Consider the following 15,651-nt stretch of genomic DNA (forward strand, 5'->3'; position numbering starts at 1 on the left):
CAACTTTGGTGCCGGCATGGGGACGGTCGCTATCTGATACCGAGCGGCACTTCGAACTGCCAGGCCGAGCGACCGGCTCCGTCTGGAATAGGGGGAAAGGGAGAAGCCCGGCGGACTGCGTCGAGTGCGGCCTTGTCCAGCGCGGCAACACCCGAACTGCCCGTCAGCCTGGCCGACCGGACGCTGCCGTTCGAGCCGACGGTAAAGGCAACCGTAGCTGTGCCGGTGGCGCGCGTGCGTGTCGAATTGAAGGCCCGCACCAGTTTTGACCTGATCTTGCCGGGATAGTTCGTGACGGCTGCATTGCCGATGCCTGATTTGCCGCCCCTGCTGGCGGTCAGGATCTTGCCGTCCTTCTTGCCGTCGGCCATGCCGCGCGCGACATCCGTTTCGTCACGGCCGCCGGAGCCGGTCTTTTTCTTCTTGGAATCGGCTTTCGCAAGTGCCTTGCTCGCCTTCCTGCGCAGGGCCGGCTTTTCAGGCTCGTTTGGTTCGGCCTTCCTGGCCGGCTTGTTCTTTGCGGTTGCCTTCTTCGGCTGCCTGGGCTCCGGCCTGTCCGGCTTCGGTTCTTCCGCCGCGCCGACTGTCTCGGCTGTCTGAACCGTTTCGGCCGGCGCCGGGTCGGTTGGTGCCGGCGAACTCGTCTCGGCAGGCTCGGCCGTTTCGACCGCACTGACTGGCGGCGGCACCGCATTGTCGTCGGCGGGCACCAGCCTGTCTGTCGCAAGAATGTCGGGCGACGGGGCCTGGCGCGCCGGCTGGACAGGTTGAACAGGCGCAGGCGCGGTCCGGTCGGCAACGGCAGCGGTTTCCGTGGCCGCCTCGCTGACCGGCTCGACCACTTCTTTGTCCGATGCTTCCACCGCATCGGTGACCGGCTGGAGCGTCTCCTCTGCCGCGGTCGCCTGCGCCTCGACCGTTTCGACGGGCTTGGAGTCGAGCATGGTCACCATCGTTACGTTGGCCACGTCCGGGTCGTCTGCGACATCGCCGGCCGCCTGCTGCGGGTCGGCGCCGAGCAGCATGTCGCCCTGCTGGTCGGCACCTTCGATCCTTGGCCGGTCGTCCGGCAGCGTGAGAAAGGCCAGCGCCACGGCTACGTGGAATGCGCAAGAGCAGGCGATCGCCACCGTCCAGTTGCGGCGCCGCTGCATCTGTCGCGTCTGCCGCAATGGCTCCGCAGGCACCGTCGGCAATTCGCCGTCGGCATCGGCGATGTAAGTGTCTTCCGGCCTGTCGCGCGGCGAAACAAGCAGCGCCCCGCGCGGGATGGCGAAATCCGGATCGTCCGGCTCCGGCGGCAGGAAACCGGCTAGTGGCCACGCCACGGTGTTTCGCGCGAATGCGGGTTCCAGTCCCAAATTCAGACCCCGAAGGCGATGCCGGTCCTGGTCTGCGTCTTCAGCCCGCGCATGCAGGCATTCGGCTCGGCGCCGGCGCATTCCGTGGCGCTGTTGATCAACACGCGGCTGACCTTGCCGCAATCCGTGCCGGCAAGATCGAAACGCGTCACCTTGGTCTTGCCTGCCGGCAGCTCCTTGAAATCGAGTACCGTCAGCCGGTCGACAACGCCGGCCCCGTTGAACAGCGCGATCTCGAACGCCGCCTTGGAAAGACCGGCGCCGAGATTGTTGGTGACCACGAAGGTAAGGCGGCAGCCCTTGTCGGAAGGCTGCGCGCCATTGAGCTCGAGGATCAGCGCCGGTGCTTGCTGCTGTGTCCATGCCGGAGCCGCCGCAAGCAATATTGCCAGCACCGCGGCGAACAGACGAAGGGATGCCGTCATGCCTGTCATTGTCGTCAGCCTCCAAACCTCATCGTCGCCGCCAGCTTCAGGGTGACGCCGGGCTCGTAGACGACGCTCGTCGTCGATGCGTTCAGCGGGTTGGCGTATTTGACGTCGAACAGATTGTCGGCGCGGAAATCGACCTTGAAATTGTCGGTCGCCTGGTAGCTGGCGAAGGCATTGACCAGTGTATAGTCCTTGGCCACCGGGTTGCCCTGCGGCTTGCCGTTGTACTGCACCTCGCCGCCGATGGTCAGCCTGTCCTCGAGGAAGCGAAAGCCGAGTTGCCCGGTGATCTGGGAGGAGGGGACGGTGACAAGGTCTGCCCGTTCGCCTTCATAGGAAATCGTGTGGCCATCGGTGAACGACGCCGAAAGCCCGGCAAAGCCCCAGGCGGCATCATAGACGCCCTCCATCTCGAAGCCGTGGATCCTGGCCTTGGCGAAATTCTGATACTGGAAGCAGATCGGTATGCCCGGACCGAACGGGCAGCCGCTGGTCGGGTCGAACGGCGAGAGCGTCACGCCGTCGATGTAATCGTCGACATTGTTGTTGAAATAGGCCGCCTTCAGCCGCAGCGCGTCGTCGGCCTCAATGACGCCGTTGGTACTGTAATTGACGCCGAATTCCACGGTCTTGCCGGTTTCAGGCTTGAGATCGGGATTGGGGAGGAACGGGAAGCTGACGCCGGCCGGATGATTGCCGCTGATCAGGGTCTCCGACAGCGACGGAGAACGGTAGCCTTCCGCATAGGTGCCGTAGAATTGCAGGCCGGAAAGGCTGGCGGTTTCGAAGGGCGAAATGCCCACTGTGATGCGTGGCGACAGCCGGTCGCCAGAGGTTTCGCCGACATCACTGTCGAGCTTATAGCTGTCGTAACGCAGCCCGGCGATGACCTCGAGCCAGTCCCAGGTGAGCTTGTCCTGAACGTAAGCGCCGGAGACGTTCCTGTTGCCCGAGGGCGTATAGAAGCTGTCGCCGCCCGCCGTGCCGCCTGTCTCGACATCGTCGCCAACCCAGTCGCCGCCATAGGTCAGCTCATGCGCGATTCCAACGGTCTCGAATCTCGACGTGTTCCAAATGTCGATGCCGGAGGTGCCGATGTCGAACGTCGATTTCGAACCCGCCGGCAAAACCACGGGCAGACCGGTGACCGGATCAAACCGGTTTTGCGCCACAAGGGTCGTCAGATCGAGCTTGGTCTTGTTGTAGGACGCGTTGATGTGGAGGTCGAGCCAGCTCTTGTCTTCGTCGGTGATGTTGTAGCGGGCCGTGAAGGTATTCGCCTTCAGGTCGGCGTCGTTCACCGGCGCGCTGCCGCTGGTCTCGGTCCATCCGTCGTTCGAGCCGATCCAGCCCAGCTTCAGCTCGCTGTTTTCGCTGGGGCGGATGGTCGTCTTGAGGAGGCCGCTCAAGACGTCGAAGCCGGTGCCCGCTACAGTGTCGCCGCCGCCATGCTTGTAGTCGTCATAGTCGCGGTAGACGATATTGCCGAGCACGTCCCAGTTCTCGTTGATCCGATAGGCGCCGGTGGCGCTGGTGGTCCAGCCTTTGCCGTTGGTTTCGTAGCGCCCAGTTGCGGATACCGCCCAGGTCTCGTCCGGCTTGAGGAAATCCTGCGCATCCTTGGTGTCGAAAAATACGACGCCGCCGATCGCCCCGGAGCCATAGGTGTTGGCGACCGGGCCGCGGATCACATCGACGGATTTGATCAATTCGGGATCGATGTAGAAGGTCGATTGCGTACCGTGATCCGAGCGCTGGAAATTCTGGCGGGCACCGTCGACGATGACGGAGACGCGGCCGAAATCCTGCAGGCCGCGGATGTTGATGCTGGAACTGACACGCCTTGCGTCGGCCTGGACGGCGACACCCGGCACACCGAACAGCATTTCGTTGGGCGTCGTCGCCATGCGGCGCTCGAGCTGTTCCTCGTCGACATGGCTGGCTGAAGCAAGCGACTCGATCGCCGTCTCGCCGGTACGGCTGAGGATCAGGATCTTGTCGAGCAGTGTGGTACCCGCCGGGGCCGGCTTTACCTTTTCGGGCTGTTGAGACGGGTCAGTCTGCTGCTGGTCGGCTGCCGGTTGGGCGGCCTGCTGGGCGCCGGCCGGTGTTGCGAGCAGCGGGATCGCCGCCGCGCCGGCCAGCAACGCGGCCATTTTGCTTGTCATAGAACAATGTGTCAGGCCGCTGCCCGCCAGCCGTCCCCAATTCGCCAACCCCATGCTGCAACTCCAAGAATCCATGTTCGATGCTGGCTGGCTTGGGGCTCGCTGGCATTTTTCATCGCGTCCGGCGTCTTAAATGTTGACTCATTTACTCCGGTATTGCACTGCTAGATAACATGATTATTCGAGTCAAGAATGGAATCGGCATTTCACGCAGGCGCCGAGCCAGATGCCCGGCACAGGAAAAGGGATCGAACCAATGAACACGCACAATCCCAGCGACTTTCGCTATCGCGTCCGCCGTTCCGACGAAAATTCCGTCCGTTTCGACCGGATCCAATCGGCCGTGAGAACGCTGTCCAGCAACACGCTGTTCCAGGGCGAGCACGAGATCGGCATCGAGCATCATGGTGCGCTGTACCGGCTGAAGATCACCCGGCAGGGCAAGCTCATCCTCAACAAGTAGGTGGTAGAAATGGACCAGCGCGTAAAACCCGCCCCACACGAGATCCGGCGGGCACGGGCAGACAATCCGAAAATGCGCGAGCGCGACCTCGCCGCCCAGCTCGGTATTTCGGAGGCCGAACTGGTCGCCGCGCATTGCGGCGACGGCGTCGTGCGCGTCGAGCCGCGTGTCAACGACCTTTTGACTGGCCTCGAAGCTGTCGGTGAGGTGATGGCGCTGACCCGCAACGAAAGCGCGGTGCACGAGAAGATCGGCGTCTACGACAAGGTCGTCACCGGCAATCACAATGCCATGGTGCTCGGTGAGAATATCGACCTGCGCATTTTCCCAAAAGTCTGGGCGCACGGCTTTGCCGTGGAAAAGCGCGATGGCGCCGACATCCGCCGCAGCCTGCAGTTCTTCGATACCGCAGGCGAGGCGGTACACAAGGTGCATCTCAGGCCAGCCTCCAACCTTTACGCCTATCAGAAACTGGTGGCCGGGCTGGAATCGCCGAACCAGGAGCCGACGGTGGCGATTTCAGCGGGCACGGCCGACGAGACCGAGACTGCGGACAACCCGGCGAGCATCGACGATCTGCGCGACCGCTGGAGCCAGCTGACCGACGTGCATCAGTTCTTCGGCATGCTGAAGACACTGAAGATCAGCCGCCGACAGGCGGTGCGCATGGTCGGCCAGGACTACGCCTGGCTGGTCGACAAGGATGCGGTGAACGCCATGCTCAACCACGCCGCTGCTGGCGCCATGCCGATCATGTGCTTTGTCGGCAATCGCGGCTGCATCCAGATCCATTCCGGCCCCGTCGCCTCGATCAAGCCGATGGGACCATGGCTCAACGTGCTCGACGAGACCTTCCATCTGCACCTGCGGACCGACCACATCGATGAGGTCTGGGCCGTGCGCAAGCCGACCAAGGACGGCTATGTCACGTCGCTCGAAGTCTATGGCGCCGACGGCAAGATGATCATCCAGTTCTTCGGTAAGCGGCATGAAGGCGAAAGCGAGCGCGAAGACTGGCGCTTTCTGGCCGAAAACCTGCCGCGTATCCCAAGCCCGACCGCAGCTTGAGGAAAACGACGATGGTTCTTTTCTCCAGGCTGGCATCGGTCTCCAGGTCGGCGCTTGGTCCTGTGGCCGCTGTTTTCCTGGCCTTCGCCGCGCTGATGACGGCTCAAGCCGCCGAGGGCATCGCGACTTTCGCCGATCGCTCGAGGATCGTGGCTATTGGCGGCTCGATCACCGAGATCGTCTACGCGCTCGGTGAACAGGATCGTCTTGTCGCGCGCGATTCGACCAGCCGCTATCCGCAAGCGGCGGCGGAACTGCCTGATGTCGGCTACATGCGCCAGCTGTCGCCGGAGGGTGTGCTGTCGGTCAATCCGTCGGGCATATTGGCCCTGCACGGCAGCGGACCGAAGGAAGCCGTCGACGTCTTGAAGAAATCAAGCATCCCGTTCATCGAGGTGACCGAGCGCTATGATAATCAAGGCATTCTCGAAAAGATCCACATCGTCGGCAAGGCGCTCGGCACCGAGGCCAAGGCCGATGCGCTGGCGGTCCAGATCGATGCCAGGCTGAAGGCAGCCGAAAAGCAGACCGCCTCGATCAAGGATCGCAAGCGCATCCTGTTCGTGCTGTCGATGCAGGGCGGCAAGCTGCTTGCCGCCGGCAGCGACACCGCCGCCGACGGCATCATCAAGCTTTCGGGCGGCATCAACGCCGTCGACGGCATTGCCGGCTACAAGCAATTGTCGGACGAGGCAGTCATCACCGCCAGGCCCGACGTGATCCTGATGATGAACAATGCCGGACCGGCCACCGCGGATGACGAATTGTTTTCGAACCCTGCCGTGGCTTCGACGCCGGCGGGTGCCGCCCGCAAGCTGATCCGCATGGACGGCGGCTATCTGCTCGGCTTCGGCCCGCGCACGGCCGACGCCATCCACGACCTCGCCGTCTCGCTCTATGGCGGCCAGGTCACGGATTGAGCGCGATGGCCGATCATTCGATCGCCGGTGCGGCGGGCATCATGGCGACGGCAGCCGAGGGTGACCGTTCGCGGCGCGCCCGCCCCGTCGTCGTGCTGCTCTGCGTCGGGCTGGCTATCGCCGTGCTGTTGTCGCTGACCTCCGGCGCATCCGATGCCTCGGCCATCGGCGTCATGCATGACTGGCTGTTCGGCGCGTTGCCCGGCGACGCGGCGTTGAGCGCCCGCGACCACCTGATCATCCATGACATCCGTCTGCCGCGCATCATTATGGGCGTGCTGATCGGCGCATCGCTTGCCGTCTCCGGTGCCGTCATGCAGGGGCTGTTCCGCAATCCGCTGGCCGACCCCGGCCTGATCGGCGTTTCGGCCGGATCGAGCCTCGGTGCGGTCGCCGTCATCGTGCTTGGCTCGACCATGCTGGCGCCGCTGACTTCGGCGCTCGGCACGATGGCTTTGCCGCTGGCTGCGTTCTGCGGCGGGCTGGCGACGACATTGCTGCTCTATAAGGTCGCGACACGGCAAGGCCGGACCTCGGTCGCCACCATGCTGCTCGCCGGCATCGCGCTGGCGGCGCTTGCCATGGCGCTGACCGGCATCCTGATCTTCATGGCCGACGACCGGCAATTGCGCGACCTGACCTTTTGGCAGCTCGGCTCGCTGGGCGGCGCAACCTGGCAGAAGATCGGCTCGGTCGGGCCGGTCATCGTGCTGGCGCTGGCGGCAATGCCGTTCCTGGCGCGCGGCCTCAACGCGCTGGCGCTCGGCGAGGCCACGGCCGGCCATCTCGGCATTCCGGTGCAGCGGCTGAAATACACCGCGATTGTCGGCGTCTCGGCAGCGGTCGGCGCATCGGTCGCCGTCAGCGGCGGCATCGGTTTCGTCGGCATCGTCGTGCCGCATCTGCTGCGTCTGCTGATCGGCCCCGATAACCGTTATTTGCTGCCGGCATCGGCGCTGCTTGGTGCGGCGCTGCTGCTGTTGGCCGACGCCGTCGCCCGCACCATCGTCGCCCCAGCCGAATTGCCGATCGGCATCGTCACCGCGGTCGCCGGCGCACCGTTCTTCCTGTGGATCCTGCTGCGCAAGCGCGGCGTCATCGACCTGTGAAAGTTTGCCTATGATCGAAGCGCGGGATGTCTCGGTGGCGATCGGCGGCAAGGGCATTGTCGCCAATGTCGATTTCGAGGCGCGGCCCGGCGAAATCGCGGCCATCGTCGGCCCCAACGGTTCGGGCAAGACGACCTTCCTCCGAGCACTGTCCGGCGATCTTGGCTATTCGGGAGAGGTCACCGTCAACGGCCGCAATCTATCGGCGATGAAGCCGGTCGAGGCGGCGACGGTGCGCGCGGTGCTGCCGCAGGCGACGACGCTGTCGTTTCCGTTCACCGTGCGCGAGATCGTCAGGCTGGGCCTGGTCGGCGGGCGCTCCGGCGCGCTGTCCGGCGAGGACCAGCGCCTGCCCGAACTGGCGCTGGCTCGCGTCGACCTCGACGGTTTTGCCGGCCGCTTCTACCAGGAGCTGTCCGGCGGCGAGCAGCAGCGCGTGCAGCTTGCCCGCGTTCTGTGCCAGGTGTGGGAGCCGGTGCTCGACGGCAAGCCGCGCTATTTGTTCCTCGATGAGCCGGTGTCCAGCCTCGACATCAAACACCAGCTGATCATCATGGACATCGCGTGCGATTTCGCCAGACGCGGCGGCGGCGTGGTCGCCATCCTGCACGACCTCAATTTGACGGCGATGTATGCCGACCGGATTTTCGTCATGCATCGCGGCAGGCTCGCCGCTACAGGTTCGCCGCAACAGGTGCTCAGCGACGAGCTGATCGAAAAGGTCTTCGATTGCCGGCTGAAGGTCGGTGTGTTGCCGGCCGCAAACATGCCGTTCGTATTGCCGCAGTCGGTCTGTTGATATCCAGGTGATGCCGGCCCGCAAATGGCGGTTTCCTGCGCTTCCGGTACTCACGTACCCAAACGTACGCTCCGTTCCGGTTCTCGGAACCCACCATTTTCGGCTCGGCCTGACCTGAATCTCAACAGACCTCACCAACTGAGATGCGACCAGAAATCAGGCGGCCGGCGCCCTTTGCACCAGCATGTCGATGCCGAGCAGGTGCCGCACATTCGGGCGCGCCGCCACCAGATCGGCGATCGTGTAGCGCGACAGCACGGCGAAGAAGGCGTTGAGCGCTTCGCGCAATGCCGAATTCAGCGCGCAGCTATCGACCAGCGGACATTCGGCGGCGTCGTTCTCGAAGCACTCGGCCATGGCAAAGCTTTCCTCCGTTACCCGCACGACATCGAACAGGCTGATTGATTCGGCCGCGCGGCCGAGCCTGACGCCGCCATTCCTGCCGCGCACCGTTTCGATCAGGCCGTTTTCGACCAGCGGCTGCAGGATCTTGAACAGGAAAAGTTCCGATACCGAATAGGCGGCGGCGATCTCGGGGATGCGGCTCAACCGCTCGGTGTTGGCGGCGCAATACATCAGAATGCGCATGGCGTAGTTGGTCTGACGGGTAAGCCGCATTGTGTCCTCACATAACAGTGGTTGGCGTCAATATGGCCTATAGTTTGGAACAATTCCAGACTGGCGCTGCATAATAGATGAATTCCGGCGTCAAGTTTGCGTGCACGATTGCGCGCACCGGAACCGGCGGCGCGCTTTCTGGGGCAGGCGACACTAGATAAGTTCGCATACACGATCAGGAGCGGCCCATCATGTCACGACCAGCCCCGGCATTTGCATCCGTCGCGTCCGTCCGGTTCGACGCCGATGCCGACGCCAAGCTTTCGGCGCTCAGGCGCACCAAGTTCGTTGCCGCCGCAGCGCTTGCGTTTTGCGTGCTGGTCTTTGCGGTGGCGAAATCGCTCGAGAGCCGGCATGCGTGGTTGGGCTTCGTCGCCGCTTTCGCCGAGGCGGCGACGATCGGCGGCCTGGCGGACTGGTATGCGGTGGTGGCGCTGTTTCGGCGGCCGCTTGGCCTGCCGATCCCGCATACGGCCATCATCCCGGAAAACCAGAATCGCATCGCCGACAATCTCGGCCGCTTCATCGAGGTGAATTTCCTGGCGCCGGAACCGGTGCGCGAAAAGCTCGCCGAGGTCGACTTTTCCGCGCTGGTCGCGGACTGGCTGGCCGACCCGAACCGCGCCGCCGATTTGTCGCGCTTCGTCGGCCGGCTGGTGCCGCAGACGCTGGCGGCGGTCGAGCAATCCGGACTGCGCGGCTTCGTCACCAGCCGTATGCTGGAGCAGATCGAAAAGGTGCCGCTGGCGCCGCTCGCCGCCGAGCTGCTGTCGGCGCTGACTGACGATCGCCGCCACCAGAAATTATTCGACGAGTTCACCAAGGTGGTCGGCCGCTTCCTGAGCGACGAGCAGGCGCTGGCGACGATGCGCGAGAAGATCCGCGAGGAACTGCCGTCGCTGTTCAACCTGTTTCGCGCCGACGCCTATCTGTTGAAGAAGATCATTGCGTCGGCCGGCTCGCTGCTCGATGAGGTGCGGGCCGATCCGCACCATCCGATGCGAGCCGAATTCGACCTTTTCGTCGAAACCTTCGTCGAGCGGTTGAGGACATCCAAACAATATGCCAGGCGCGCTGAAAAGCTGAAGCGCGATTTCCTTGCCCGGCCAGAGCTCAGCGCGCTGGCCGGCGATATGTGGGACAGCCTGCGGCTGTTCATCGAACAGGACGCCAAGGCGCCGAATTCGATGATCCGCGACCATCTCGCCACCATGTTCGTCGAGGTCGGCCGCCATCTTGCCGACGACGCGCAGATCAGGGCCGACATGAACCAGGGGTTCATCGTGGCGCTGGCGTCCTTCGTCGAAAGCCAGAAGAGCGGCGTGTCGAAGTTCATCGCCGACCAGGTCAAGCGCTGGGACCTCGCGCAACTGACAAGGCTTATCGAAATGAACATCGGCAAGGACCTGCAATATATCCGCTTCAACGGCATGATCATCGGTGGCCTTGCCGGGCTCGTGCTCTACACTGCCGAACGGCTGTTTCTTGTCGGCTGACTCGTCCGAATGGACCGCTGAGCTTCGCTGCACTATCTTCCGTGCAGTGGCGGCGTTCACGGCAACAAGGGGAGAGAACCAGCATGGCAAAACGACCGGAGTCCGAGTCCTTCATCGACATGTTCGGCAAGTTCGGCCGCGACCTGAAGCTGCCGAATGTCGACGTCGAGGCGATCCTCGCCCACCACGCCAAGAACCTGGAAGCGCTGGAGAAGTCGGCACGGGCGAGCGCCGCTGGAGCCTCGGCGCTGTTGTCAAGGCAACGCGAGATGCTGCAGGACACGCTGCGCGAAATCACCGACATGGCACAAAGCTACAGAGCGCCCGGCAATCCGCAGGAAATGATGCAGAAGCAGGCGGCGTTCGCCAGGAAATCCTTCGAGACCGCGCTGAAGAATGCCGGCGAGATGGCCGAACTGGCGAGGGCGTCCGGCACCGAATCGATCGAAATCCTGCGCAGCCGCATCAAGGAGGCGATGGAGGAGATCCGCGCCGGCCACGACAAGAGGTAGCTGTTCCCCGGCAGCACACTTGCCGGCGGCGAAGACTGGCGGTTCGCGGGCCGAAGATTATGCGCTGGAATCGCATTGGCGAATTGACAGGGGCGGCCCGTCGTGGTCCGGAACAGGCAAGCGATCGGGAAAGCAGGAATGACGCAGATACGGCCGAGGACGCCGCCGACCTTCGAGCAACTCAGGGCGATGGCCGGGCAGGAGTTGGGCGTTTCGGACTGGACGCTGGTCGATCAGCACCGCATCGACCAGTTTGCCGAATGCACGGGCGATCATCAATGGATCCATGTCGATCCCGAGCGGGCGAAGCGGCAAAGCCCGTTCCGCACCACGATCGCGCATGGCTATCTGACCCTGTCGATCATCGGCGCGCTGGCGCTCGAGATGGGGATCGTACCCGAAAACACGCAGGCCGCGTTCAACTACGGTTTCGACAAAGTGCGCTTCGTGGCGCCGGTCAGGGTCGGCTCGCGTATCAGGCTGCGCACCACGCTGTTGTCGATGGAAGACAAAGGTCCGGGGCAATATCTAATGAAGGCCGCCAATACGGTCGAGATCGAAGGCGAGCAGAGGCCGGCGCTGACCGCCGAGACGCTCGTCATGCTTTATGCACGCCGCAAGCGGGCAGGGGCCTGAGAGCACAGCCTCAGGCCAGCAGGGTTCCGGCAGCGCGAATCAACGCGACATCGCCTGTTCAAGCGCCCTGAAAATCCGGTCATCTCCGGACTGCGCGACGTTGAAGCGCATGAAACGGCTGGCCGACCGGGACAGGCTGAACGCATTGCCGGGCGCAAGCACGACGTTGGCCGACAAAGCGTGACGGGCGACGTCCGCGGCATCTATTCCCTCCGGCAGCCTGCACCATAAAAACATGCCGGCCGGCTGATCTATCCACGGCACGATGCTGATTGCCCTGAGCCGGGTGCCGGTTTCTTCCATGGCGCGCGAGAGCCGCGCGCGCAGCAGATCGACGTGCTTGCGATAGAGGCCGTCCTTCAGCAGCGTCAGCACCAGTTCGGATGCAAGTCGCCCGCTGCCAAAGGACGTGGCGATCTTGAGATCGGTCAATCCTTCCATCCAGTCGCGAGGAGCGGCGATGAAGCCGCAGCGCACCGATGCCGACAGCGTCTTGGAAAAGCTTCCGATATGGATGACCCTACTGAGGCCGTCGAAGGCCGCCAGCCTGGGCGCGGACGTGTGTTCGAAATCGGCGAAGATATCGTCCTCGATGATCGTCAGCCCCGACTGGTCGGCGAGCTTCAGCACCCGATGGGCAACGACCGGGGACAATATCGCGCCGGTCGGATTATGGAGCGCCGAATTGGTGATGTAGAGGCGCGGCCGGTGCTCGTTCAGCGCCTGCGCGAACAGTTCGATGTCCGGCCCCGAGCGCGTGTAGGGGACGCTGATCACCTTGGCCCGATGGGCGCGCAACAGGGCATGGAAGTTGAAATAGCAGGGATCGTCGACCAACACCGTGTCACCCGGTTCGAGCAGGAACCGGCACAGCAGGTCGATCGCCTGAGTGCCCGATTCCGTCAGCATGATCTGGTCCGGGGAGGCTTCGATGCCGTGCTCGGCCATGCGCCGCGCCAGCAGATGGCGTAGCGCCGGCAAGCCGAGCGGCGTGCCGTAGTCGGTCAGCGCGGCGTCGTCGGCGCGGGCCGTCGTCCGCAGTGCCCGGCGCAATCCAGCCTCGGGCATCCATGTTGCCGGCAGCCAGCCGCAACCCGGTTTCAGGACGCCGTCGCCGGCTTCCAGCGATTGGCGCGAGACCCAGAGCGGGTCGACGGCACGGTCAAGCCTGGGGCCGATCTCGGCCAGCGACAACGGAGCCAACGGTCCGGCGGCATAGAAACCCGAGCCCGGCCGCGAGCGGATCATGCCTTCCGCCGCAAGACGCTCATAGGCTTCGACCACGGTGGATTTGGAAACCTGCATGGCCTTCGCAAACGCCCGGATCGAAGGCAGCCGCGTTCCCGGCGTCAGGCTGCGCGCGGCGATCCTGTGCCTGATCGTCACCATGACGCTTTCGACAAGCGTCCGGCTGCCTTCATCAGTTGTCGTCTGCTCATCCATCCGTACTGCTCGCCCTACCATGACGGTTTTGTCAAACTGTACCTGATTGTCTCTGGCGGAGCCAGACGCCCGGCCCGATAGAGGGCGAAATCAGCGGGGCATCGATGGACAAGGCGGCGAGTAGTTGGGCGGCGAGTAGTTGGGCGGCGAGTGGCTGGGTCAACGGGTTCATAGGCGTGCTGATCTTCAGCGGTTCGCTTCCGGCGACGCGCGTGGCGGTGATGGATTTCGATCCGGTGTTCGTAACGGTCGCCCGTGCGGCTTCGGCGGGCATCCTCGGCCTGGCGCTGCTGCTCGTTTTTCGTCAGAAGCGCCCGGAGCGGCGAGATCTGTTCCCGCTGGCGATCGTGGCGCTTGGCGTCGTGGTCGGTTTTCCCCTGCTGACGGCGCTGGCGCTCAAGCACATCACGTCGGCTCACTCCATCATTTTCGTCGGCCTGTTGCCGTTGGCGACCGCGATCTTCGGTGTGGTTCGAGGCGGCGATCGCCCGAAGCCGGCGTTCTGGCTGTTCTCGTGCCTCGGCAGCGCCCTTGTCGCCGGTTTCGCAGTCACGCAAGGCCTGTCGGTCTCGCCGCTCGGCGACATCTTGATGCTGGCCGCCATCATCGTGTGCGGATTGGGCTATGCCGAAGGAGCGGCGCTGTCGCGCAAACTCGGCGGTTGGCAGGTGATTTCGTGGGCGCTGGTGCTGTCGCTGCCCCTCATGCTGGCGCTGACGTTCATCACCATGCCGCCGTCGCTCGAAAGTGCCGGCAGGGGCGCATGGATTGGTCTGGCCTATGTCTCGCTGTTCAGCATGCTGATCGGTTTCGTGTTCTGGTATCGCGGCCTGGCGCAAGGCGGCATCGCCGCGGTCGGGCAGTTGCAACTGCTGCAGCCCTTCTTCGGCCTGGGGCTGGCGGCAGCGCTGCTGCATGAGCAGGTCAGTCCCGCCATGATCGCCGTCACCGCCGCCGTCGTGCTTTGCGTCGTCGGTGCCAAGAGATATGCGAGATAGGTGCGCCGGCTGCCGGAGTTGCATGCGAACCGGGTGGAATCCTCAAGGATGCTTGGCAACGATATCAGTTCGCCCGGCAGTGGCGCGGGCTGAAAATACCGCAAGGATCAGCGCCATCAGCACCAGGCCCGTCGCCACCTGGAAGGTGACCTGCATCCCTCGTGCCGCTGCCGCAGGTGCCAACACTGCCAAGCCAGTGCCTTCCCCAGCCGATGCGAAGGCAAACACTGCGCCCATCACGGACGCACCGGTGATCAGGCCGAGATTGCGCGACAGATTGAGCAGGCCGGAGACGACGCCGCGCTGGTCGGATGCGACGCCCGTCATCACGGCCGAATTGTTGGAGGTCTGAAACAGGCTGTAGCCGGTGCAGACGATGATGATCGGCACGACATAGCCGGCAATACCGAATTCCGCCCGCGACAGAGCAAAGGTGCCAATAGCGAGATCGAACAGGCCGACGATCATGATCCGGTTCGCCCCGAAACGATCGACCAGGCGTCCGGCCGGCAGCGCCGCCAATGCGGTAACCAGAGGGCCGGTCGACAGAACCAGCCCGACCATGGCTGCGTCCAGCCCGAGCGCGCGCGACAGATAGAATGGTGCGACCACCAGCGTCGCCATCATCACCGTGGCGACGATCAGGTTCATGGCGAGGCTTGCGTTCAACGCCTGGTCGCGGAACCTCGCAGGTTGGATCAAAGGGTTCTGGACCCTTGTCTGCGCAATGACAAACAGCAGGCCAGCCACGGTTGCGGCAATCAGCAAGCCGACATTGAGAGAACCAAAACTGCCACGCCCAAGGGTCATGGCGAGCGCATAGGCGGCTAGCGTCAGCGCGAGCAAAGCCGTGCCGATCCCGTCGAAACCGCGCCGACCTGGCGTCTTTTTTCCGGCCGACAGGAAGCGCCAGGCAAGCGCAAAGGCCAGCACCCCCAACGGCAGATTGATGAGGAAGATCGCGCGCCAGCCGAGGCCGGCAATCAACAGTCCGCCAAGCGAGGGGCCAAGCGTGGTGCCGATCGCCGACATGGCGCCGAGCAGGCCCATGACGCTGCCGGTTTTATCCCGGGGAACCGCGTCGGCGACAAAGGCCAGCGTCAGAGCCATCATAATGGCCGCGCCGAGCCCCTGTGCCGCCCGTGCGGCGATCAGCAGCCAGAGCGTCGGCGCGAGCCCGCAAAGCACCGATGCGAAGGTGAACAGGGCAATTCCGCCGAGCAATAGCGGGCGGCGGCCGAATATATCGGCGAGCCGCCCGGCGCTTACGATCAAGGTGGTGATGGCGAGCAGATAGGCCAGGACGACCCATTGCACGAGCTGGAACGATGCGTCGAACGCCTGCATCAGCGATGGCAGCCCGACGCTGGCGATGCTGGTGGCGAGCGACGACAGCAGCGTTGAAAGCGACAGGCTTGCCAATGCCCATCGGGTCGAGCGTGCGCTCACCGGGGCAACTTCGTCCCAGGTCTTTTCAGCGGTCGATGCCAAGGTGAACTCCTTTGCCGGCAGCCCCCAATCGGAGCTGTCGGACGCTATTCCCTCGCATGATGTGGCGGAAGGCGCAGTATTTGCATCTTATTCGTGCATGAAACGCCACATCGCGGCCGAGCTGTGCTACGGTCCTTC

15 protein-coding genes are annotated in these 15,651 nt (G+C 63.9%); 9 read left to right on the forward strand and 6 right to left on the reverse strand.

Going from position 1 to position 15,651, the window contains the following annotated elements:
* Window positions 1–29: 29 nt before the first annotated feature.
* Genes tolA through NKI47_RS04355 form a run of 3 tightly spaced genes read right to left on the reverse strand, consistent with a single transcriptional unit; the run spans window position 30 to window position 4,014 of the window.
* Entirely contained in the window at window positions 30–1,361 is a 1,332-nt protein-coding gene (gene tolA / locus NKI47_RS04345; RefSeq protein WP_352587781.1) for a cell envelope integrity protein TolA, read from the reverse strand.
* A 2-nt stretch (window positions 1,362–1,363) separates the two neighbouring features.
* The gene (locus NKI47_RS04350) at window positions 1,364–1,795 is read right to left on the reverse strand and encodes a hypothetical protein (protein ID WP_352568901.1); all 432 of its coding nucleotides are present in this window, start codon (window positions 1,793–1,795) and stop codon (window positions 1,364–1,366) included.
* Window positions 1,796–1,800: 5 nt separating this feature from the next.
* Entirely contained in the window at window positions 1,801–4,014 is a 2,214-nt protein-coding gene (locus NKI47_RS04355; RefSeq protein ID WP_502894570.1) for a TonB-dependent hemoglobin/transferrin/lactoferrin family receptor, read from the reverse strand.
* Window positions 4,015–4,216: 202 nt separating this feature from the next.
* On the opposite strand from NKI47_RS04355, the gene hemP reads away from it, so the two are divergent.
* The 5 genes from hemP to NKI47_RS04380 are packed head-to-tail and all read left to right on the forward strand — an operon-like array spanning window position 4,217 to window position 8,319.
* Window positions 4,217–4,423, forward strand: a complete 207-nt coding sequence (gene hemP / locus NKI47_RS04360; RefSeq protein ID WP_352587787.1) for a hemin uptake protein HemP — start codon at window positions 4,217–4,219, stop codon at window positions 4,421–4,423.
* A 9-nt stretch (window positions 4,424–4,432) separates the two neighbouring features.
* A complete protein-coding gene (locus NKI47_RS04365) occupies window positions 4,433–5,491 on the forward strand; it encodes a hemin-degrading factor (protein ID WP_352587790.1) in 1,059 nt (352 codons plus the stop codon).
* A gap of 11 nt (window positions 5,492–5,502) precedes the next feature.
* Window positions 5,503–6,411: a heme/hemin ABC transporter substrate-binding protein gene (locus NKI47_RS04370; protein ID WP_352587793.1), complete on the forward strand. Its 909-nt coding sequence runs from the start codon at window positions 5,503–5,505 to the stop codon at window positions 6,409–6,411.
* A gap of 5 nt (window positions 6,412–6,416) precedes the next feature.
* A complete protein-coding gene (locus NKI47_RS04375; protein WP_352587796.1) occupies window positions 6,417–7,520 on the forward strand; it encodes a FecCD family ABC transporter permease in 1,104 nt (367 codons plus the stop codon).
* A 10-nt stretch (window positions 7,521–7,530) separates the two neighbouring features.
* On the forward strand, window positions 7,531–8,319 hold the full coding sequence (locus NKI47_RS04380; protein WP_352587799.1) for a heme ABC transporter ATP-binding protein: 789 nt from the start codon (window positions 7,531–7,533) through the stop codon (window positions 8,317–8,319).
* 156 nt (window positions 8,320–8,475) lie between these two features.
* Here NKI47_RS04380 and rirA read toward each other — a convergent pair whose 3' ends face one another.
* Entirely contained in the window at window positions 8,476–8,937 is a 462-nt protein-coding gene (gene rirA, locus NKI47_RS04385) for an iron-responsive transcriptional regulator RirA (protein WP_023676431.1), read from the reverse strand.
* A 191-nt stretch (window positions 8,938–9,128) separates the two neighbouring features.
* On the opposite strand from rirA, the gene NKI47_RS04390 reads away from it, so the two are divergent.
* The 3 genes from NKI47_RS04390 (at window position 9,129) to NKI47_RS04400 (ending at window position 11,581) form a co-directional block, all read left to right on the forward strand.
* On the forward strand, window positions 9,129–10,433 hold the full coding sequence (locus NKI47_RS04390) for a DUF445 domain-containing protein (protein ID WP_352454554.1): 1,305 nt from the start codon (window positions 9,129–9,131) through the stop codon (window positions 10,431–10,433).
* 83 nt (window positions 10,434–10,516) lie between these two features.
* Window positions 10,517–10,945: a phasin family protein gene (locus NKI47_RS04395; RefSeq protein ID WP_023676429.1), complete on the forward strand. Its 429-nt coding sequence runs from the start codon at window positions 10,517–10,519 to the stop codon at window positions 10,943–10,945.
* Between the two features lie 138 nt (window positions 10,946–11,083).
* Window positions 11,084–11,581 (forward strand): MaoC family dehydratase, encoded by a 498-nt coding sequence (locus NKI47_RS04400; protein WP_023676428.1) that lies wholly within the window; start codon window positions 11,084–11,086, stop codon window positions 11,579–11,581.
* A 39-nt stretch (window positions 11,582–11,620) separates the two neighbouring features.
* On the opposite strand, the gene NKI47_RS04405 is transcribed toward NKI47_RS04400, so the two are convergent.
* Window positions 11,621–13,024, reverse strand: a complete 1,404-nt coding sequence (locus tag NKI47_RS04405) for an aminotransferase-like domain-containing protein (protein ID WP_352517638.1) — start codon at window positions 13,022–13,024, stop codon at window positions 11,621–11,623.
* 104 nt (window positions 13,025–13,128) lie between these two features.
* On the opposite strand from NKI47_RS04405, the gene NKI47_RS04410 reads away from it, so the two are divergent.
* Complete coding sequence (locus tag NKI47_RS04410; protein ID WP_352587803.1) at window positions 13,129–14,022, forward strand: DMT family transporter; 894 nt, start codon at window positions 13,129–13,131, stop codon at window positions 14,020–14,022.
* A gap of 42 nt (window positions 14,023–14,064) precedes the next feature.
* On the opposite strand, the gene NKI47_RS04415 is transcribed toward NKI47_RS04410, so the two are convergent.
* On the reverse strand, window positions 14,065–15,513 hold the full coding sequence (locus NKI47_RS04415) for an MFS transporter (RefSeq protein WP_023676425.1): 1,449 nt from the start codon (window positions 15,511–15,513) through the stop codon (window positions 14,065–14,067).
* Window positions 15,514–15,651: the final 138 nt, after the last annotated feature.

Origin of the sequence: Mesorhizobium sp. M0633, assembly GCF_040320645.1 — a bacterium.
In the GTDB taxonomy this organism is placed as follows: Bacteria; Pseudomonadota; Alphaproteobacteria; order Rhizobiales; family Rhizobiaceae; genus Mesorhizobium.